Origin of the sequence: Chroococcidiopsis sp. CCNUC1, assembly GCF_023546805.1 — a bacterium.
Classification (GTDB): domain Bacteria; phylum Cyanobacteriota; class Cyanobacteriia; order Cyanobacteriales; family Chroococcidiopsidaceae; genus Chroococcidiopsis; species Chroococcidiopsis thermalis.
Genome location: NZ_CP097480.1, coordinates 3,146,762 through 3,165,306, shown reverse-complemented (window position 1 = coordinate 3,165,306; position 18,545 = coordinate 3,146,762). Strand labels below are relative to the sequence as shown.

23 protein-coding genes and 1 pseudogene are annotated in these 18,545 nt (G+C 43.9%); 9 read left to right on the top strand and 15 right to left on the bottom strand.

All coding sequences use genetic code 11. From position 1 onward, the window contains the following. Window positions 1-158: 158 nt before the first annotated feature. Window positions 159-1,433, bottom strand: a complete 1,275-nt coding sequence (locus M5J74_RS14830) for a hypothetical protein (protein ID WP_158631820.1) — start codon at window positions 1,431-1,433, stop codon at window positions 159-161. Between the two features lie 66 nt (window positions 1,434-1,499). On the opposite strand from M5J74_RS14830, the gene M5J74_RS14825 reads away from it, so the two are divergent. After that, window positions 1,500-1,751, top strand: coding sequence for a hypothetical protein (locus M5J74_RS14825; RefSeq protein WP_015154855.1), 252 nt, complete (start codon window positions 1,500-1,502; stop codon window positions 1,749-1,751). 253 nt (window positions 1,752-2,004) lie between these two features. Here the strand turns inward: M5J74_RS14825 and M5J74_RS14820 are convergent, their stop codons facing one another. From M5J74_RS14820 to M5J74_RS14805, 4 genes and pseudogenes are all read right to left on the bottom strand, one after another. Then, on the bottom strand, window positions 2,005-2,289 hold the full coding sequence (locus M5J74_RS14820; protein ID WP_015154854.1) for a DUF427 domain-containing protein: 285 nt from the start codon (window positions 2,287-2,289) through the stop codon (window positions 2,005-2,007). Between the two features lie 160 nt (window positions 2,290-2,449). Then, the gene (locus M5J74_RS14815; RefSeq protein WP_015154853.1) at window positions 2,450-3,031 is read right to left on the bottom strand and encodes a hypothetical protein; all 582 of its coding nucleotides are present in this window, start codon (window positions 3,029-3,031) and stop codon (window positions 2,450-2,452) included. Continuing rightward, window positions 2,985-3,335, bottom strand: coding sequence for a YtxH domain-containing protein (locus M5J74_RS14810; protein WP_039716885.1), 351 nt, complete (start codon window positions 3,333-3,335; stop codon window positions 2,985-2,987). Before M5J74_RS14810 ends, M5J74_RS14815 begins: the two co-directional genes overlap by 47 nt. A gap of 96 nt (window positions 3,336-3,431) precedes the next feature. Then, a pseudogene (locus tag M5J74_RS14805) lies at window positions 3,432-4,933 on the bottom strand (phenylacetate--CoA ligase family protein). A 208-nt stretch (window positions 4,934-5,141) separates the two neighbouring features. On the opposite strand from M5J74_RS14805, the gene msrA reads away from it, so the two are divergent. The 5 genes from msrA to M5J74_RS14780 all read left to right on the top strand — a co-directional run bounded on the left by msrA (window position 5,142) and on the right by M5J74_RS14780 (window position 9,166). After that, on the top strand, window positions 5,142-5,798 hold the full coding sequence (gene msrA / locus M5J74_RS14800) for a peptide-methionine (S)-S-oxide reductase MsrA (protein WP_041463126.1): 657 nt from the start codon (window positions 5,142-5,144) through the stop codon (window positions 5,796-5,798). A gap of 498 nt (window positions 5,799-6,296) precedes the next feature. Next, entirely contained in the window at window positions 6,297-7,100 is an 804-nt protein-coding gene (gene crtW, locus M5J74_RS14795; RefSeq protein ID WP_015154849.1) for a beta-carotene ketolase CrtW, read from the top strand. A gap of 63 nt (window positions 7,101-7,163) precedes the next feature. Further along, entirely contained in the window at window positions 7,164-7,955 is a 792-nt protein-coding gene (gene thiD, locus M5J74_RS14790; protein WP_015154848.1) for a bifunctional hydroxymethylpyrimidine kinase/phosphomethylpyrimidine kinase, read from the top strand. Between the two features lie 92 nt (window positions 7,956-8,047). Beyond that, entirely contained in the window at window positions 8,048-8,575 is a 528-nt protein-coding gene (locus M5J74_RS14785; protein WP_250017094.1) for a DUF3450 domain-containing protein, read from the top strand. A gap of 252 nt (window positions 8,576-8,827) precedes the next feature. Then, window positions 8,828-9,166, top strand: a complete 339-nt coding sequence (locus tag M5J74_RS14780) for a P-II family nitrogen regulator (RefSeq protein WP_039717719.1) — start codon at window positions 8,828-8,830, stop codon at window positions 9,164-9,166. Between the two features lie 76 nt (window positions 9,167-9,242). Here the strand turns inward: M5J74_RS14780 and rdgB are convergent, their stop codons facing one another. From rdgB to M5J74_RS14765, 3 genes are all read right to left on the bottom strand, one after another. Beyond that, the gene (rdgB, locus tag M5J74_RS14775; RefSeq protein ID WP_015154845.1) at window positions 9,243-9,845 is read right to left on the bottom strand and encodes an RdgB/HAM1 family non-canonical purine NTP pyrophosphatase; all 603 of its coding nucleotides are present in this window, start codon (window positions 9,843-9,845) and stop codon (window positions 9,243-9,245) included. A 14-nt stretch (window positions 9,846-9,859) separates the two neighbouring features. Then, window positions 9,860-10,087, bottom strand: coding sequence for a nitrate/nitrite transporter NrtS (gene nrtS / locus M5J74_RS14770; protein WP_015154844.1), 228 nt, complete (start codon window positions 10,085-10,087; stop codon window positions 9,860-9,862). A gap of 124 nt (window positions 10,088-10,211) precedes the next feature. Then, window positions 10,212-11,648, bottom strand: coding sequence for a phosphoglucomutase/phosphomannomutase family protein (locus M5J74_RS14765; protein WP_015154843.1), 1,437 nt, complete (start codon window positions 11,646-11,648; stop codon window positions 10,212-10,214). Window positions 11,649-11,754: 106 nt separating this feature from the next. On the opposite strand from M5J74_RS14765, the gene M5J74_RS14760 reads away from it, so the two are divergent. The 3 genes from M5J74_RS14760 (at window position 11,755) to sufR (ending at window position 13,916) form a co-directional block, all read left to right on the top strand. Next, entirely contained in the window at window positions 11,755-12,339 is a 585-nt protein-coding gene (locus M5J74_RS14760; protein ID WP_106169062.1) for a TIGR00730 family Rossman fold protein, read from the top strand. A 78-nt stretch (window positions 12,340-12,417) separates the two neighbouring features. Next, complete coding sequence (locus tag M5J74_RS14755; protein WP_106544171.1) at window positions 12,418-13,053, top strand: GNAT family N-acetyltransferase; 636 nt, start codon at window positions 12,418-12,420, stop codon at window positions 13,051-13,053. Window positions 13,054-13,262: 209 nt separating this feature from the next. Next, window positions 13,263-13,916: an iron-sulfur cluster biosynthesis transcriptional regulator SufR gene (sufR, locus tag M5J74_RS14750; RefSeq protein ID WP_250017092.1), complete on the top strand. Its 654-nt coding sequence runs from the start codon at window positions 13,263-13,265 to the stop codon at window positions 13,914-13,916. A gap of 11 nt (window positions 13,917-13,927) precedes the next feature. Here sufR and M5J74_RS14745 read toward each other — a convergent pair whose 3' ends face one another. The 7 genes from M5J74_RS14745 to M5J74_RS14715 all read right to left on the bottom strand — a co-directional run bounded on the left by M5J74_RS14745 (window position 13,928) and on the right by M5J74_RS14715 (window position 18,432). Beyond that, entirely contained in the window at window positions 13,928-14,146 is a 219-nt protein-coding gene (locus M5J74_RS14745; RefSeq protein WP_015154839.1) for a DUF1816 domain-containing protein, read from the bottom strand. Between the two features lie 110 nt (window positions 14,147-14,256). After that, window positions 14,257-14,556, bottom strand: coding sequence for a DUF1830 domain-containing protein (locus M5J74_RS14740; protein WP_015154838.1), 300 nt, complete (start codon window positions 14,554-14,556; stop codon window positions 14,257-14,259). A gap of 86 nt (window positions 14,557-14,642) precedes the next feature. Further along, window positions 14,643-14,900, bottom strand: coding sequence for a DUF1816 domain-containing protein (locus M5J74_RS14735; protein WP_015154837.1), 258 nt, complete (start codon window positions 14,898-14,900; stop codon window positions 14,643-14,645). A 30-nt stretch (window positions 14,901-14,930) separates the two neighbouring features. Beyond that, on the bottom strand, window positions 14,931-15,086 hold the full coding sequence (locus M5J74_RS14730; RefSeq protein ID WP_158631940.1) for a hypothetical protein: 156 nt from the start codon (window positions 15,084-15,086) through the stop codon (window positions 14,931-14,933). A gap of 483 nt (window positions 15,087-15,569) precedes the next feature. After that, window positions 15,570-16,247, bottom strand: coding sequence for a haloacid dehalogenase type II (locus M5J74_RS14725; RefSeq protein ID WP_250017091.1), 678 nt, complete (start codon window positions 16,245-16,247; stop codon window positions 15,570-15,572). Window positions 16,248-16,412: 165 nt separating this feature from the next. Next, entirely contained in the window at window positions 16,413-17,096 is a 684-nt protein-coding gene (locus M5J74_RS14720; protein ID WP_250017090.1) for a GntR family transcriptional regulator, read from the bottom strand. Window positions 17,097-17,259: 163 nt separating this feature from the next. Further along, window positions 17,260-18,432: a hypothetical protein gene (locus tag M5J74_RS14715; RefSeq protein WP_250017089.1), complete on the bottom strand. Its 1,173-nt coding sequence runs from the start codon at window positions 18,430-18,432 to the stop codon at window positions 17,260-17,262. Window positions 18,433-18,545: the final 113 nt, after the last annotated feature.

The following is an 18,545-nucleotide window of genomic DNA, read 5'->3' as shown; positions in this document are numbered from 1 at the left end:
GTCAATTGCTAGGCGATCGCAGATGGACAATACATCTTAACCCAGAATTTTTCGAGAGTCGGTAGGGGCGCACTGCTGTGCGCCCCTACAAGAGCCAGGAAGGGGGACAAGGGAGAATAGCAACCAATAGCCATCAACTATTAACCGTCAACTAACAACTAACTCTTTTTCAAAGTTTTCAAATTCAGCGTATAACAGCCCAGTCTACCTGGAATCCGCTGCCATCGTCCTTGGGTAGCTCCTCCCCAGAGGGTTTTACCAATCCGGTCTTTAGCTTTGACTAAGGCACGTCCGTCAATGTCATCGCCGTATAGCACTTTGGCAACTTTCTCAGTGGTAATCACTTCACCAGGATGCTCGTTCACCACCACTTCCACAGCCGCAGTCAGACTGAGATGATTGTAGCGAGGCAGCATATCATCGCTTTTACCACGCCGCGACGGTCGCCGACGAGAACTTACGGGTAAGCGGGAGGTGTTAGCCGTGGCAGATTCCGAATCTGCGGTAGGTTCCACTAGGCTCAACTTGTAAGTATAGCAAGCTGGTTGATCTGGGACTTTTTCCCAAATCCCTTTATCCGTACCTTGTCCGAGGGTATCATAGATCCTGGGTTTTTCTGCTTTGACCGCTTCTGCATCCATGTCACCATACAATGACCAGATGATATACTCCACAGTTAAAATCTTGCCCTGGTTTTCCTGCAATAGCTTTTCCACTGCTTGAATTTTCGTCAGATTCTGATATTCTGCCTTCATTGGAGTTTTAATAGCCGAAGGAGATCTGGCAGTGTCCCCGCTCGTCTCTCCTACCTCCAGAGGTGTTTCGGCAACTTCTGTTTGGAGTTGTGGTTGGGCAAGTTCAGCTTCTGCTTGGGGCTGTGGTTGGGCAAGTTCAGCTTCTGCTTGGAACTGTGGTTGGGTAAGTTCAGCTTCTGTTTGGGGCTGTGGTTGGGTAAGTTCAGCTTCTGCTTGGAACTGTGGTTGGGTAAGTTCAGCTTCTGCTTGGGGCTGTGGTTGGGTAAGGTCGGATAGAGGCTGAGAGAATGATTCGGGTTCGGGTGCAGTTATACCAGATAGGGTTTGCCGTGGCTGTTCTTCAAAAGCAGTCGTTGGCAGCTCAAATGCATGTTGCATTGGAGGTAAGCTCACTTGGTCTGCGAGGAGAGCATTAACGTGAGTTATTTGTTCTCTAGCATGGGCTGCTTGGCGTTGGTTCGCTTCTAGTTGAGCATGACATTGCGATCGCATATCGACTAGGCTTTGTACAAACTGTTGATTTTCTACCAACTGTGCTACTAGTAACCCGTTGACATGCGACAATTGCTCTTTGAAGCGAGCTACCTGTTTCTCAGACTCTACGAGCTGGGTGTGGTAAAGCTCTTTCAGAGCAATTAAGTTTTCGATTAAGTGTTGAAGTTGTCTATGAAGAGGCATTTTTTTCAGTATTAAACTCCTTTCTAGTTAGCATATTGGATACACCATAGCTAGGTTTTGTTTGTCATGCCATCCAAAAAGGTTTTTGTTCGAGAGTACACAGTCCGCGCCCACGAACGTACAATCCATACTCGGTTATATAAATTCATCTGCCAGCAATGCAGTCAACCCACGGAACGGGAGAGTTATGGTCCTAGACCTCTGTATTGTGAAACTTGCCGTCCTCCCATGTCTCGTATGGTGGAAGACCCGAAATACAAAAAGAAAAAACCCAGACCCGTACTGGTTAAGCAGGCAAAAAAAGCTCGGGCTAGGTAGTCATTTGTCATACCCTTCGGGAAGGGCTATTCTTCGAGAAGACACCCTTCGGGTGTCTACGCCTACGTCATTGGTCATTTGTACTGATAGAGAACTGGTGCTACTAGACGATCGAGAAATCCTGATAGGATCGGCGATCGTCCGCAGATAGGAGACAGAAGGTAAGAGTAAAAGAACTTAGTAATTGATAACTAATTTTTCTCACCTCTCACCTCTCACCTTTCACCTCTGATGTCCAGTGACCAATGACTGACTATGATTCGACTTTTACTCCACGCCAGAAGGCAATGTAACCCTCAATATTTTTTGCCTTCTCTTTGGCTGTGGGATAGTACCAAGCAGCATCTTTGTTGACTTGTCCATCAACGACAACATTGTAGTAGCTGGCAGTTCCTTTCCAAGGGCAAGTCGTATGAGTGGAAGATTCTTGAAAATACTGCTTGTCGATCGCATCGGGAGGGAAGTAGTGGTTGCCCTCAACAATCTCTGTTTTGGAGCTTTCAGCTAAGACAGCTCCATTCCAAATTGCTTTCGCCATAGTTAATTATTTTGCTTCAATTCACAAACTCTCCAGATATCATTATGACTCTATCAAGAGCAGGGAGCGCATGAGCAGTGACCAGTGACCAGTGACCAGTGACCAGTGACCAGTGACCAGTGACCAGTGACCAGTGAATTCTCGACTTACGATTTACAATTCATTCCTCTTCGTCATCAAAGTAGAAAGGAGGCGATTTGAGACGATTTTCTTCTGGGATGACTGTATCCTTGTCGAAGTCACTATCTGAATTTTTATTGAAGTATGTGGGTAAGGGTTGCCTTGATTCTGCTGGAAGGCGATCGCGACTATGGCGGTTAGGGGTGCTACGGGTGAAAGTTTTCCAGGCTGCTTTTACACCTGTGAAGACGCTGCGAGTATTCACCTCGACGCTTCTTGCTTGTTCCTTGGCTCGATCTAAATTGCGATCGACTTGCTTGGCAATTTGTGCCGCACTTTTTACCCCATCGCTCACATCATCGGTCAAATCGCTAATTTCTAACCCTGTCAAGCGAATTGCTTCTAAAGTTGGAGGCAAATCTCGTTTGAGCGTATCGAAGAGTTTTTCGGCACTGCGAGATGCCCGTGCTAATTCGTGAAAAGCTGGCACGGCTGCCACTAAAACTGCTGTGAGGCTAATAGCAACTAGCAGTAGTGACAGTCCGAGCCAAAACAGCGGATCGATCGCAGTGGCACTACGGGCGATCTGTATAAGCAGTACGGGAATCGGAAGTAATCTCATTATTTTGCCGTTTGATGGCTTGACGCTCTTGCTGACTGGCTTCAACCCCAGCCGCGATCGCCTCTCGCAATCGTTCTAATGTATCATCCCAACTACGTAATGCCGATCCTGAAAGACGGTCTGCCTGGAGTTGCACGCTAGTCGATAAATCTTCTGCTAGTTCTGGGATAGCATTAGCAGATTTTTTCAACAACTGTCGCGCTTCTCGTCCGCTACGTGGGGCGATTAACATTCCAGTTAAAGTGCCGACGGCAGCACCTAATAAAAAACCGCCGATAAAGACTCCTGAACGGTTGTTAGGCATATATGAGGGTTTTCTCTCTACACTCATTGTAAGGTCAGTTGTCAGTTGTCAGTTATCAATGTAGAGACGTTACATGTAACGTCTCTACTTGCGACTTCATCTTGTATATCGATGCTTGACTCCTACGGGGAAGTACTCTGGATCTCCGGTGGGGGCGAGGGATACGTGAGGAATTTGATATTCGGGGGGACGTAATTGGCAAATTCGCTATTGAGTCGGAGCAATTGCGCGTGAATTGAGGTGGCGATCGCATTTCTTTTTGCTTCATTTCCCTCTACCCCTGGTGCTAACTCTACCACTATAGAGAAGAAACGGTTTCGATCGGCATCTTCCTTCACTTCCATTACAAATTTACCCGTCACCCATTCTCGAATCTGCGGTTGTTCTAAGCCAACGATGACATTTTCGGGATAGATATTTGCGCCAAAGTAAGAAATAGTAAAATTAGCACGCCCAAACACGTAGACGAAAGGTAGAGCATGGATGCCTCTCGTTCCTTGTTGCTGTAAAGTGACGATTGGGTCGAATCCGTGCGATCGCAAAAATTCCAGCATGGCATCGTAAGCAATGATTCCACCTGTATCGGCAATGTGATATCGCACGAGGGGAATGCCATTATCGCCCGAAAATAGTAGCGTGCCGTCTTGCACTTCAAAAAAGCGGCTGAGCGGATCGTATTGTACTAAGGTGGGTAAGCGCGATTCCCCAAATAAGCTACGGGCTACTTCTGGATTCTCTGCTAAAAAACGTCGGATGCAGATACTCAAAGGTGTTTCATTGCCTAACACGCCAGCATCAGCCGTGCCGTAGAGTGAAGCAGAATCATAGTAGGGATTGTTTGCTCCCACTCGTTCCCCTACTAAACTCCGCCACTCTTCGCTGAAGACTTCTCCTGCTAGGACTAATTTGATTTGGTAGCGCTGCCACTCTATGCCGTTAGCTCTACCAGTGTCAATGACATCTTTGAGAAAGGGCGGATATCCCAGCAATACTACTTGCTCGAATAAACTACCCAGTTCTTGCACGACACGGCAGATTTCTGTTTTGTTATTCCCTGGAGTTACAACAGTGATGGGATAACCCTTACTTGCCAAGTGGCGACAGCAATCAGTTGTAAACATCCCACCTACCCAAGTTCCCAACGTAAAACAGACAACTGCTAGAGTGGGGCGGGTGTCAGCAAAAAAGCTATCGTGAAATATTTGTTCAAAGCGGGTGGCAATTTGCAGTTCGTCGGTCAGGTAGCGCAACCAATACGTTGGTTTCCCCGTAGAACCCGATGATGCTGCTACCATATCGCATCTTTCTAGTTGTCCGTGCCGACAAAAATTTGGCAGGGAATGACAACGTAGGTAGTTGTCTTTTGTCAGTAGCGGCAGTTGTTGAAAGTCTGCCACAGTTTGAATTGCTGTTGGCTCGATTCCCCGTGCCGTCAAAAAAGTTTTGTATGCTGGTACAGTTGCAGCCACATCGCGAAATAACTCTAAGGCAGCAGCTTGAGGAGAAACTTGTTGATGCTTGCTTAGTTTCGTTGCTAGAGGTGTAGTGAAAAACTCTTGCAAGGCTGTTAATACGCGATCGCTTTGTTCTTGCTGCATTACCTGTGATTGTTTTCGACCAACCGGATTGGAACGATCTTATCAAGACTATTGCAACAAAGTCGATTTACCTAAACCACTTTGTTGTTTCATTCTTCTTGCTTTTTTGCTGTTTGCTTTTCTCGGCGATCGTGTTGTTACTCACTAAAATCTCTACAATGTTAAGTAAGGTAAAGCTGTTGTTTAGAGATTGAGAGTTAGGAAAACAATAATGATATTCGGATTTGGTAAAAAAATCGCTATGCCTTCTCCTCAGGAGGCTTTACCCGGACGATCGCAAGCAATGCCCGTACCTCAGACTCACTACACAAATGGAAATCCTCTCAAGCCGCCATATCCTACCGGTATGGAGACAGCTATGTTTGGTATGGGCTGTTTCTGGGGTGCAGAACGCAAGTTTTGGCAGTTAGATGGCGTTTTTATCACTGCTGTTGGCTACGCGGCTGGTTTTACGCCCAACCCCACTTATAAAGAAGTTTGTTCGGGGATGACGGGTCACAATGAAGTTGTGTTTGTCGTCTACGATCCCAAAGTCATTAGTTACGAACAATTGCTGAAAGTTTTCTGGGAAAACCACGACCCAACTCAGGGTATGCGGCAAGGAAACGATGTCGGAACCCAATACCGTTCGGGAATCTACGTCTACTCTGAAGAACAGAAACAATTAGCAATAGCAACGCGAGATACCTATCAGCAAGCCTTGACTCAGGCAGGATATGGCAAGATAACCACTGAAATTATTGATGCTCCCGAATTTTATTGGGCAGAGGAATATCATCAGCAATATCTGGCAAAGAATCCTGGCGGGTATTGTGGTTTAGGGGGTACGAATGTAGCCTGTCCGGTGGGATTGATAGCAAGTTAGAACAACGTAGGGGGCGTTAGTAACGCTCCCTACTATAGAAAATATTTATAACTAAAAATAAAGTTAATAATTAATCAACTAATTTTATTTTCCTCGACGCGATCGCAACAAATATCTTTAAAGTTTCACTCCGACAACAAATAAAGTTTTTCGTAAATTTGTTTGGCTCTGCTCTCTACTCCCTAAGTCTTCGATCGTAAAGCTTTTTACCAACAAGCAATCTGTCGCGAGTTAGATGAGAATTTTTCCCCTTCTTATTTAAATTGCAATAGTAAAAGCCTTTTGTTGTCTGAATTAAAGCTAATCTCAGACAAACCTTGCTGCATGAATAACTATTTCAAATCTAACTCTAGAACTATTTTATATCTACTAAAAACATATCTATCTTTGGTAGATTAACAAAAATTAACAAATTCGTATATGATAAGGAAGGCTTGCATCAAATGCCTTCAAGTTTGGCTTGTCTACTTCTACGTTTGCTAAGGATTCTACTCTGACATGGTTGCATCGATTCCGAACCCTTTACAACAAAGTGCTTTAAACCAAAGTGAAACGCGATTGAATATTGGTTATTCATATACATATAAGGGGATTATAATTGCCTTAACGATTATTGTGACTTGGATAGCTAGTTTATGCTTTCTCCTCTCAAGTCAACTAGAAAAACTGGGAATCTGGGGAATTCTATTAGCAATAGTTTGGCAAACATTTTTGTATACAGGCTTATTTATTACAGCCCATGATGCCATGCATGGACTAGTCGCTCCAAATCATCTCCAAATAAATCGCTGGTTTGGTAGAGTCGCTGTAAGTTTATATGCTTTATTTCCTTACAATCGATTGCTGCAAAAGCACTGGGCGCATCACCGACATCCAGCCAGTCAACTCGATCCCGATTTTCACAACGGCAAGCAGAAAAACTTTTTTGCCTGGTACTTATATTTTATTGGAAACTATTGGAGTTGGCGACAAATCATTGGATTAACACTCCTTTTTCATAGCGCAAATGTATTATTAAATATATCTAGAGCCCACCTCATTTTATTTTGGGCGTTACCAGCAATTCTCAGTTCGGTACAGTTGTTTTACTTTGGTACGTTCTTAACTCACAGAGAACCAAGAGCAGGCTACGAAAATATTCATCGCGCCCAATCAACTCACATAGTGTCTTTCTGGTCGTTTCTTGCTTGCTACCACTTTGGATATCACGAAGAACATCACGAATATCCCCAAGTTCCTTGGTGGAAATTACCAGAAGTCTATAGGATGAAAAGAGAAGAATCAGTTATCAGTGACCAGTGACCAGTGACCAGTGACCAATTACACAATACTCATAACTCGCTACCAGCGACAGTACCAGTCGCAATGACAATTGCGGGATCGGATAGCGGCGGCGGGGCTGGAATTCAAGCAGATCTGAAAACTTTCGCCTTCCATTGCGTACACGGTACGAGTGCGATTACTTGTATCACGGCTCAAAATACTTTGGATGTTACGCGAGTTGATGCTTTACCTGCTGCTGCTGTTGTTGCTCAAATTCAAGCGGTGGTTGAGGATATCGGGGTTCAAGGTGTAAAAACTGGGATGTTGCTCAACCGGGAAATTATTACAGCCGTATCCCAGCAAGTTGAGAGCTTAAGTATAGATAAATTGGTTGTCGATCCCGTGATGGTGTCGCGCACGGGAGCGCAGTTAATTGATGATGCAGCAGTAACAAGCTTGCGATCGCAACTCATCCCTCTAGCAACCATAGTCACCCCTAACCGCTACGAAGCGCAGATCTTAAGTGGGAAAGAAATTCATAGCTTAGATGACATGAAAGCTGCGGCTGAGGACATTTTTCGCCGGACGGGAGCAAAGGCTGTGTTAGTCAAGGGTGGAGGAATGTTAGGAGAGGTGCGCGGCGTTGATGTTTGGTTTGATGGCGATCGCCTGGAGATAATAACGACAACCCAAGTCGATACAAAAAATACCCACGGTACGGGTTGTACCCTAGCCGCCGCGATCGCAGCCAATCTCGCTTTGGGGAAAGAGCCATTAACTGCTGTACGGCAAGCGAAAGAATACGTTACCACAGCCTTGAAACACGCCCTCAACATTGGCAAAGGACAAGGACCTGTCGGGCATTTCTTTCCCCTCCTGACTTCTGGCTCCTGACTCCTAATAACTGATAAATATTACAACTTAGCTGTGAAAGTAGCAAAATCTGGCTAAACTGGTGGCGAATATTTCTTTTGACGGCGCTAACCATGCGATCTAGCTCCAGCTCTGCTCATCATCATCCAACATCTCATCACTATATGCCCTCTGTGCCACTTTCGGTCTATCGGGAATTGGCATTGGAGTTGCAAGCTACCCAGGAGATAATTGACGCTCTCAAGTCGCAAAATCAGCAGCTAGCCAGACAAAATCAACACCTCCGCCAAGAAATTGAAAAAGTCGTACAGCATGTTTCCTATCTACAACAAGTGGTTGATACGACTGTGGCGAACCAAATAGAAAACGATCGCCCCGAACGAGAGGATCGAGTTAAACCAAAGCGCCCGCCGTCTGGTCGTGCCGCACACCAAGGCGGTGTGACAATGAAAACTGGCGGCGGACATGCTTCAGAATTTGTAGCAGTTGAAGAAGTGGAAGCAGATAATCACCATCACCGTTCCCCATCGGACGCTACTCGAATGAATGGCTGGGGATTGGCGATCGCAGTTTCAATCGTAGTCGTGACAGCATTTAGTACTGGATTTCTCCTGGTTCGCCCTCTAACATCCAATCGTTAAGCGATCGCACTGACTGCCTTCTTCTAAAAAATGTATTAATTAATACGATACTTCACACTAGAGGATGATACTACAAATAAGTTCCAGCTATTGCATTTGGGATCGATCGAGTGTAGAAAAACAGGATGGAGGCAATCTACGCAGTAATTCAAACAGTGCGATCGCACTCAAACTAAGAGATAATTTTCCTTTGGTGAATCACAGCAGTAAAACACACCAATATAAAACGATAAACAAACGGGAGTGAGAAAATTGAAAAAGGTAGAAGCAATTATCCGACCCTTTAAACTCGATGAAGTGAAAATTGCCCTCGTCAACGCTGGCATTGTGGGCATGACAGTTTCAGAAGTCCGAGGCTTTGGACGACAAAAAGGACAGACAGAACGCTATCGCGGTTCCGAGTATACGGTAGAGTTTCTGCAAAAACTCAAAGTAGAGATCGTCATCGAAGACGCACAGGTAGACATGGTAGTAGACAAAATCATCGCCGCCGCCCGTACTGGAGAGATTGGCGATGGCAAGATCTTTATCAGTCCTGTGGAAGAAGTCGTCCGCATTCGGACAGGTGAAAAGAATCTGGAGGCAGTTTAGGCTAGTTCTCAGTTATCAGTTATCAGTGACTAGTAACTAGTGGCTAGTGACAAGAATTGAGTCTAGCCGCTAGTCACTATCCATGCATCACTTGCAACTGGGGAATCAGGGCTTGAAAGGCTCGTCCGCGATGGCTAATTTCGTGTTTCAGTTGGGGTGGCATTTCGGCAAATGACATTTGCCGATCGGGAACGTAGAAAATCGGATCGTAGCCAAAGCCTCCTATGCCCCGTGGTGCAGTCAAAATTTCACCGCGACAAATGCCTTCGGCTTGCAGGACGATCGCGCCATCGGGACGGGCGATCGCGATCGCGCAGACAAATTGCGCCTGTCTATTTGCCGCGTCTCCTAGTTCCTGTAAAACCCGTTCGATCCGCTCTGCATCGGTTTTAGCATAACGGGCAGAGTAAATCCCAGGAGCGCCACCTAAAGCATCGACTTGTAAACCAGAATCGTCAGCGATCGCCCATTGTCCAGTTGCTTTTGCTACCTGAGAAGCTTTCAAGCAAGCGTTGGCAACAAAAGTATTGCCTGTCTCCTCAACTTCCAGATCTGACGGTTTGAGGGTCAATTCCCAGTCTAGATCGGTCAGGTAGGCTTGCATTTCCTTTAACTTACCTGGATTGCCAGTCGCAACAACCAGAAACTTTGGATTTTGGATTTCGGATTTTGAGTTCATTTACTTGTATCCGTCTATAGTCTACGGCGAGCTATGTACTGACCGTGGACGTTGACGCAATAAGGCATGAGGTAAGTCAGCATTCCAGATATCCAGCGTTCCCGATCCATGTCTCCACGCAGCAATGCTCCACCATGATTAATCGTAAACAAGATCGTGCCTACAAATAGAGCGGTCTTCAACCCCGTAAAGACAAATTTTCGATCGAACAAACTGCGGAAATATCCTGCGATCGCTTTCATGGAAAGTAGAGAATAGCCACCGAGGGAATTTTAAATTGACGGGCGAACCGTCAAGAGTATCTGGTGAATCAATTTTGGATATTAGATTTCAAATTCAATCTAAAATCCCCCTTGTCCCCCTGCCCTAGCTTTCCGCCCAATCCTTTGCCCAATTGAGGGTTTGATGCACCTGTTCAATTGTTGATGCTTCGCAGTATAAGCGCAAGACAGGTTCAGTGCCGCTAAAGCGAATCATCAGCCAGCTATCATCATCCAAGCGGAATTTGTAGCCATCAATCGTCTGACAGTTGACTACAGCTTTTCCAGCAATTTCTTTGAGGGGCTGAGTTTGCAACTGATCCAAGAGACGCGATCGCACTTCCATGCTTGCTAAGGGTAGATCGATGCGATCGTAGGCAGAGTGAAAGTTAGTTTTTGACTGGAGTTGCTGGTAGAGGGCGCTTAAATCTAGTCCAGATTGCGTCACTGCTTCTAGCACATATAAGGCAGAAAGTAAAGCATCTCGTTCGGGAATATGCGTTCCATAACCGATCCCGCCTGACTCTTCACCCCCAAGCAAAACTTGGGTTTCCAACATGCGATCGGCAATATATTTGTATCCCACCGGAGTTTCGGAAACTGGGATCTGATGTAAAGCTGCAACGCGGGGCATTAAGTCAGAACCGCTGACAGTTTTGACGAGTTCGCCTTTCATACCGCGATTTACGGCTAAGTGTTCGATCAAAATGGGAATCAGGACTTGGGAACTAAGAAAATTACCTTGTCCGTCTACAGCTGCAATCCGATCGCTATCGCCATCAAATACTAAACCTACAGCCAAATTGCCTTTTTCAGCACTATGGGTACGGATGGTTTCAAATAAACGGGAAAGGTATTTTGGTAATGGTTCTGGCGCGCCGCCACCAAATAACGGATCGCGATCGCTGTTAAGTTCGTTGACTGGTACTTCTAATATCTGTGCTAGTCCCCCTGCGGCTGCACCGTGCATCACATCAGCAAAGACTGTTAGTTTACCTTGAGTAATATACGAGCGAATGCGATCGAGATCGACTTTTGCCCGTAGAGTGTCGCAGTAGCTAGACCAAGGATTGAATGTTGTCATTTTCCCAGGATTGGCACTGGTAGAGGATGGACGATCTAATAAAGATTCAATATTCTTTGTCACCTCTGGCGGGACAGAACCGCCAAAAGCGCCTTTAACTTTCAATCCTGAATAGCTACCTGGGTTGTGGCTAGCAGTAATGACTAAAGCGCCCAGAGCGTTGTGCTGTTTTGCCGCTAGACTAAAAGCAGGAGTGGGAGCATAAGTTTCTGATAAAAGTACGTCAAACCCTACCGCTGTAACGGCTTGGGCTGTTGCACGGGCAAAATCCTCTGACATGAAGCGGCGATCGTAGCCCACAATAATCGTATTGCTACCTGTAGTATTACCGTACGTTCGTGCTAAAACTTGAGCGGCGATCGGTGCAACTAACGCTAAGCGTTCAAATGTAAACTCATCAGCAATGATACCGCGCCAACCATCCGTACCAAACTTGATTTTATTGCCAATTCCTGGCATGGTATTTACCCCAGAACCCTAACGCTGGATCTTAACATCTCTGGTTTAATAAGCAATGAAGAAGTTTGCGCCTCTGGATTACGTTTGATGAATTTGAGGAACTTTTATGGAATCTATTTGCATATTCTGCGGTTCCAGTACGGGTAATCGTTCTATCTACCAAGAAGCTGCCCAAGCAATGGGCGAGGCGATCGCGCGTCGGGGATTAAGCTTAATTTACGGTGGTGGTAATGTAGGTTTGATGGGTATGGTAGCCGATGCCGCTTTAGCCGCAGGTGGTGAGGCAATTGGGGTTATTCCCAAGTTTTTAGTTGACAAGGAAATTGCCCACAACGGACTGACGCAACTACATGTCGTCGATTCCATGCACGATCGCAAAGCATTGATGACAGAATTAGCCGACGCATTTATTGCCTTACCTGGAGGATATGGCACGTTAGAAGAATTTTGCGAGATTCTTACCTGGGCGCAGTTGGGATTGCATCAAAAACCCCAAGGTTTATTAAATGTTGAGGGTTATTACGATCCGCTATTACAGTTATTCGATCGCGCCGTTACAGAAGATTTTTTAAGATCGGAATTACGTTCTTTGGTATTAGAATCGTCGTCATCTGAAGATTTACTTGATTTGTTAGCTAACTATCAGCCAATAACCGTTGAAAAGTGGTTGAGGCAAGATACTGAGGTTTGAATTTTCGTTTGGCGATACATATCTTAAACTATTGCCGAAGTTTGTTCGACATAAGTGTAGTAAGTAATTGAGTATTGGGTGAATAAAATTCGCGACTACACAAACCAAGTCTGCCTGCGCGGACTAATAGAAAGTATGTTTCCTTTTATAGAAATTCATACATCTCGCCTCAAATTCCGTCCCTATGCAGTAGCAGATTTAGATGATCTGCACCGCATTTTTATCGATCCTCAAGTCAGAAGATACTTATGCGACGATAAAATTATGCCGCGAGAGTGGGTTGCCACAGAAATTGAAAATAATACCAAGTGTTTTGAACAACACGGTTTTGGTCAGTGGAGTATTTTTTTTAAAGAAAATTCAGAATTAATTGGCTTCTGTGGTTTCCGATTCTTTTACGAAAAGCCACCAGAATTACAACTAATCTATGGTTTATCACCGCAATATTGGGGTCAAGGACTAGCAACAGAAGCTGCAACAGCCATGATTCAATATGGATTTACAGAACATAAATTTCAGCAGATTATTACTAATACTGATGTTGAAAATATTGCTTCGGTGCGAGTAATGGAAAGAATTGGTATGAGATTTGTCCAGCGCGCTAATAAAGAAGGATTAGACGTGCTGTATTATGCTATCTCTCGCGAAGAGTATCAATTCGATCGTTCTTTATATAGTCTGCATATAAAATCTGACTTTTCCCACCATAGCTAGGATTGCTTGTAATTGGCTACCCTCTGGAGTTAAACAACTACTTTGTTGCCTAATTTTGTTGCATAATTTGGATAAGGCTAGCTCAACAACAAAAGCGCTACTCAAGCCGAACAATTGCTTTGCTCAGTAATGCAGATTATTGAGAGAAGGATTGGCAAACAGTTCCAACTGCCCTTGACCTATTACTGAATAGGTTAGGAGATAGAACTATGACAACCACTGAGTCTTATTCTACCAAACAGGAGATTTTGCCTTATTTACTGAAACAAGGACAAGCAACGGCACAGCAGTTGGCGAAAGCTTTATCGATTAGTCGGCAAGCAATACAACGGCATCTGAAAAATTTGCAGAATGAGCAGCTGATTGAGTATCAACCGATGCCAGTTGGCATGGGGCGACCGCATCATGTCTATCAGCTTAGCCGTCAAGGAAGAGCTAGCTTTCCCCATAGTTACGATGAGTTTGCCATTTCATTTTTAGATACTTTAACGGACATGGTGGGGGAAGAACAAGTAAGAGCAATTCTCCGCCAGCAGTGGGAACGTAAAGTTGTCAAATATCGCCAATACTTGGGAAACGGTTCGCTGCAAGAGCGAGTGGCAAAACTAGTAGAACTTCGTCAACGAGAAGGGTACATGGCAGAATGGCATTTAGTAGTAAGTGGCGATCCTAGTAATTCCAAGGATAAATTTGTCCTCACCGAACATAACTGCGCGATCGCCAAAATTGCCAAGTCATGTTCCTTTGTTTGCGGTCATGAGTTAGAAATTTTTGCGGCGGTTTTGCCAGAGTGTATTATCGAGCGCACCCAATGGATGAATAGCGGCGATCGCTGCTGCGGCTACTCGATTCAAGCGAAATGATACATGTAAATTTATTCATCCTCAAAGCTTGTTAGTAATTGCGATTGGCATCGCCTGACGGCTACAAAGACGATCTTGCTTCCTTCCTGCTCGAAATCTTCTATATGCGCTAGCTGAGCGAGTTTGGCAGTCTTGGCTGTGGCAAAAGGTCCAAAGTAGTAGGTACAAAGGGGGCGATCGGTCACGATTTCTGCCCACCATTCCAAGTTTTGTTGCTCTAGTTGAGACATGAAATGCTCTCGAATTCAGGTTATGCTTAACTCCAATCTGGTTTGATGTTTTCCATAGTCCTGGTTTTCCTGCCTTAGTCTACTCAACTTCAGTTGCACTCGCACAAGTGCTAATAGTTGCGCGATCTGAACTCGTCGTCCTCGGAATGAACTGACGATTCACCGACGCAAAGGCGATCGCAAGGAATTTTATCCGACAGAATCGAGCCGCTTGCCGCACCTGTATGAATTTCTAACCGGGCATCTGGTACGGCTTCAAATAATAATCTTTGCCCTGGAAACACAACTCGCTCAAACCACCAGTGAGGAATATTGGTAATGCGGGCAATTTGAAGGCTGTTAGTAGCATTGGTATAGCAGCACAGAACGCTACTTTGGTTTGTTGCAGCGCGATCGAGTACTTGAATCATGATTATGGAAACCTTTGAAAACTCAGTTTTCTCCCGAAGAAATGCCACATTTGAGTGCTGAATGCTGATTTTACTGGGACGCTCTTTTATGCCAAATCTGCTGAAACCGTCAATTTTTCTGGTTTGCAGCGTTTGATTGTTGCCATAATTTCTGTAGCTCCTTCTTGCTCTAAATCTTCTACATAGCCAGTCTTCGCAGCTTGAGCTTCTCTAGCAGTAAGGAAGGGACCGAAGTAATACGTACAGAGTGGATTCTGGGTGTCAATTTCTAGCCACCATGCCCAGCCAAAGTTGTGGCAGAAGTCGATCGCACCCTCTTTAACGTTGTTCCAGATGGCATTCATATCTTTCCTATATCTAACCGGATCGTAAGTTCACAGGTTCAGCAGCACCTTTTCTGCCTTACTCACTTCCACTTGCCCTGGCTGCTTTACTTTAAAGTTTGCCAACCCTTCGATCGCGTTACGGTTAATCCGAATCTCAACAAAAACGCAATCCGCTTTTGTCTCGATCGCAAAACTCCTTTCCACACTACAAGCTGGTGCTTTGACTATCTTGCTCCTCTTGACAATAACTCAGTGCCGTGCTGTTCACAAGCTACGCTGTTTCAAAACTTTACCCAGCTAACTGTGTATAGCTCAGCGAATGCGTGCATCAGATAATTGTCAGAGCGTCTGTTATTCACTTAAGCAACATATCTGTTGTTTAAGCTGTTGACTAGTTTAGCAACATACTTGTTGTTTAAGTCAAGTGAGCGTGATGGGGATTTATTGTGTCGAATTGTCTAAAAATGCTCTTAAAACAACCTTTTTTGCTTATTTACTCTTTTTATCTCGGTTTTATTAAGTATTAGTGTTAAACGTTCTTTCTTGGCAAGGAAGCGCTAAAAATTGACCTACATGTGTTTGCGGCGCTCGTTATTAGCAGAAGTTAGTCGGATCTTCCACACTTTTTTCTAACAATCGATAGTGCCGTGTAGATGAAATTTACGTCATCTAACTGAAAAGCGATCGCTACTTTTGACCAACCAGAGCGGCTAAAGTTTTCAAATCAGGTACTTCTAAATCTGCACCAGAATCTTGCTTAACTCCGCGCCGATTTACCCACACCGCAGTCATACCCAATGTTTTAGCGAGTACAATATCGTGATACACGCTAGCTGCAACGTGTAATATTTTTTCTTTAGGTAAACCAATTCTATCAAATGCTGCGTAGAAATTATTATGAGAGGGCTTATAACTTTTTAGCTGTTCTGCTGTAATAACATAATCAAAATCAACTTGTAAATGTTTCACTGTTTCAGCAAACAAATCGTTATCTACGTTAGAGATTACAGCTAGTTTAAATTTCTGTTTTAAGACTTTTAACGCCTCTACGCTATCAGAAAAGGGTTGCCAACTAGTTAAAGAATTGGCTAGCGCATCTACTTCTGTAGGATTTGGTGTAAAGTCGAAGCGATCGCCCATTTTTTCGACAACATTTCTCAGTACTTGCCGATACTTAATATACTCACCTGCTTCTATTTCATTTTCAATTTCACTGAAAGCATCAAAGATCTGTTCGTTGGTTAGTTGGATATTATGGTTAGAAAGAATAGGGGCGATCGCAGTTAAAACTCCAGTCTCCCAATCAATCATCGTACCGTAGCAGTCAAAGGTTAAAGCTTCATAGTTGTTAAAATCGATTTTCATGGTGACTCCTAATACCATTTTGATCTGACTGCGCCACGGAAGATCCCCCAACCCCCCTTGTTAAGGGGGCTATGAGCGACCGATTTAGTGCAAGGATAAATAGAATTGGTATAACATCTAATCGTTGCATTGTGCCAGAAAAAAACTATACACAATTTTTATGTTTTAAAAGTTTTTGATTTCTACTTTTTCTAAATGTTTAATCAATTCTTCCCCATCGGCATTATGTTCTTTGGCAATTTGTTCGGCAATAACGACATTTCCAGAACAAATTGCTTTAATTAATAGCCTATGTTGCTCGATAATTTCTTCGACATCGGGAATCAGAGTATTACAAGAGGCAATATACAAACGAATTTGTTGTCCGACAATTTGATATTGTTGTTGCAATCTTTGATGTCCCGATAGCTGGACGATCGCTTGATGTAATGCAAAGTCTGCATCTGCAACTTTACCACGGCGATCGCTTTTTGTTGCCTCAATCAGTTGTTTTAAACTACTATTTAAAATTTCAGCTTTATCGGCTGTCATTGCAGCAGCAGCTAATTTGGCGGCTAAACCTTCTAATGCACTGCGTAACGTATACAGTTCCCAAGCATCTTGAGAACTCAGTTCCAACACAGCACAACCTTTGTAGGGAATTTGTACCACCAAACCCTCGTAAGTCAGCTGTTGTAATGCAGAACGGATCGTTCCCCGACTGAGATTGAGTTCTTCTGATAGCGGAATTTCTAGCAGGCGCGAACCAGGCGGAAATCCACCACTGAGAATTTGTTCCCGAATCGCCTCAGCTGCTTGAATGTCCAAACTTTTCGCGACTATTGCCAGGTTCGAGTGTCTGCGTTCCACCACTTCGCACCTCAGAGAGTTAACACTAGGAAGAATGATAAATTGCTAATTGTAGATTGTCAACAATCTACAATCTCTGGTTGCAATGGAATCTCGCACTACTACAAATTGTGGGGCGCACGAAATTGTGGGGCGCACGGCTGTGCGCCCCTACAACGTACACTTACTTGGGAATGCGATCGCCAAATTCTCCCGCCCAGGTTGCTAGTTCGTCTGTATTTACTGGGATTTTAGCTGGAGATATCTCAGAATGGTGTTGCTTATCGACCTCTATGCGTAGCTGGGTAATTCTAGCTGATAAACTACTCAAAATTGCTTGCGTTTGTTTGCGTAAAGAGCTAACTTCTTTAGCAAGACGCTGAGTCATTTCTGCATTTTGCTCGTAGCTTGCTTGTAGTTCTGAAGATGGCTGGCGATCGCAATTTTCAGTTTGTGCAGTTGCGGCTGTAGCAATTATACATTGGAGTTTTTGACTGACCAATTCAACCTCTCCTTTCAGAGATTTTGTGACGCGCTTAGATTCTGTCAAGCTATTTTTAACTTGTTCGTTCAGTTCTTCTAATTGTGCTATCCGATTTAAGAATTCAATGAATGGTAAGCTATTAAATTGCCGCTCTAACTTTTGGATTTTTTCATTAACTTGCGACTGTTGGACTCGATCTTCGGCTTGAATATCTGAGTAACTTACTACCCGATCGCTTAAATCTTGAATCTGCTGAGTCAACGTCTGAAGGTTGTCGGGGGCTGGCGTATGGTTTTCGAGATTGTATAATAATTGTTCTTCTATATGAGTAATTTGTTCTTGTAAAATTAGCTGTGATTCTAGTATTTGACCCTGATTGTATTGTCGTTCTGTTCTTTTAATATTTGCTTCCAACCCGTTCAAAAGTTGCTGTAAATTTAAGTTTTGAGTATCGAGTCTGTATGATTTTAAAAAGTCTTCGATAATAACAAATCGTTGTTGAATTTGAGAAAAATCTAAATATAGCTTATCAATTTCAGATAATGTAGCTTGAATGTCAGCAAGATTGGCATCGCGAGACAAGACAAGCTGTTCTAGTTGAAAAAATCGATCTTGTGGCTGGCGACTTTCATGCAGATATTTTTGTTTAGATATATTAGCGTGCAGAGATAGAAATAAAAAAATAGGAGTTGAAATAGTAAAAATATTATTGCCTGAGAAAGAAGCAATAAAGCTAAGAATAGAAACTGCTATGAGTAAGTATTCTAATTTACCCAACCATTTGCGATAGAGAAGACTGAAAACACCAGACATAAAAGAATTTTTCTCAGATTCCGAGCTATTCACATCTAAATTAGAGTATGCTTGCGGCAAACCTCCTCAGTAAAACTGCTGGATAGTCTACAAATAGAATGTGAAGCGATCGCCAAAATTTCGGAGACGGTCGAAACAGTTACAATCGAGATTGGTAACTACTGCTTTCAAGT

Bases quoted from the DNA above. Each gene is read 5' to 3' on its own strand.
- M5J74_RS14830 (WP_158631820.1), bottom strand. From the start codon at position 1,433: ATGCCTCTTCATAGACAACTTCAACACTTAATCGAAAACTTAATTGCT.
- M5J74_RS14825 (WP_015154855.1), top strand. From the start codon at position 1,500: ATGCCATCCAAAAAGGTTTTTGTTCGAGAGTACACAGTCCGCGCCCAC.
- M5J74_RS14820 (WP_015154854.1), bottom strand. From the start codon at position 2,289: ATGGCGAAAGCAATTTGGAATGGAGCTGTCTTAGCTGAAAGCTCCAAA.
- M5J74_RS14815 (WP_015154853.1), bottom strand. From the start codon at position 3,031: ATGAGATTACTTCCGATTCCCGTACTGCTTATACAGATCGCCCGTAGT.
- M5J74_RS14810 (WP_039716885.1), bottom strand. From the start codon at position 3,335: ATGCCTAACAACCGTTCAGGAGTCTTTATCGGCGGTTTTTTATTAGGT.
- crtW (WP_015154849.1), top strand. From the start codon at position 6,297: ATGGTTGCATCGATTCCGAACCCTTTACAACAAAGTGCTTTAAACCAA.
- thiD (WP_015154848.1), top strand. From the start codon at position 7,164: ATGACAATTGCGGGATCGGATAGCGGCGGCGGGGCTGGAATTCAAGCA.
- M5J74_RS14785 (WP_250017094.1), top strand. From the start codon at position 8,048: ATGCGATCTAGCTCCAGCTCTGCTCATCATCATCCAACATCTCATCAC.
- rdgB (WP_015154845.1), bottom strand. From the start codon at position 9,845: ATGAACTCAAAATCCGAAATCCAAAATCCAAAGTTTCTGGTTGTTGCG.
- nrtS (WP_015154844.1), bottom strand. From the start codon at position 10,087: ATGAAAGCGATCGCAGGATATTTCCGCAGTTTGTTCGATCGAAAATTT.
- M5J74_RS14765 (WP_015154843.1), bottom strand. From the start codon at position 11,648: ATGCCAGGAATTGGCAATAAAATCAAGTTTGGTACGGATGGTTGGCGC.
- M5J74_RS14760 (WP_106169062.1), top strand. From the start codon at position 11,755: ATGGAATCTATTTGCATATTCTGCGGTTCCAGTACGGGTAATCGTTCT.
- sufR (WP_250017092.1), top strand. From the start codon at position 13,263: ATGACAACCACTGAGTCTTATTCTACCAAACAGGAGATTTTGCCTTAT.
- M5J74_RS14745 (WP_015154839.1), bottom strand. From the start codon at position 14,146: ATGTCTCAACTAGAGCAACAAAACTTGGAATGGTGGGCAGAAATCGTG.
- M5J74_RS14740 (WP_015154838.1), bottom strand. From the start codon at position 14,556: ATGATTCAAGTACTCGATCGCGCTGCAACAAACCAAAGTAGCGTTCTG.
- M5J74_RS14735 (WP_015154837.1), bottom strand. From the start codon at position 14,900: ATGAATGCCATCTGGAACAACGTTAAAGAGGGTGCGATCGACTTCTGC.
- M5J74_RS14725 (WP_250017091.1), bottom strand. From the start codon at position 16,247: ATGAAAATCGATTTTAACAACTATGAAGCTTTAACCTTTGACTGCTAC.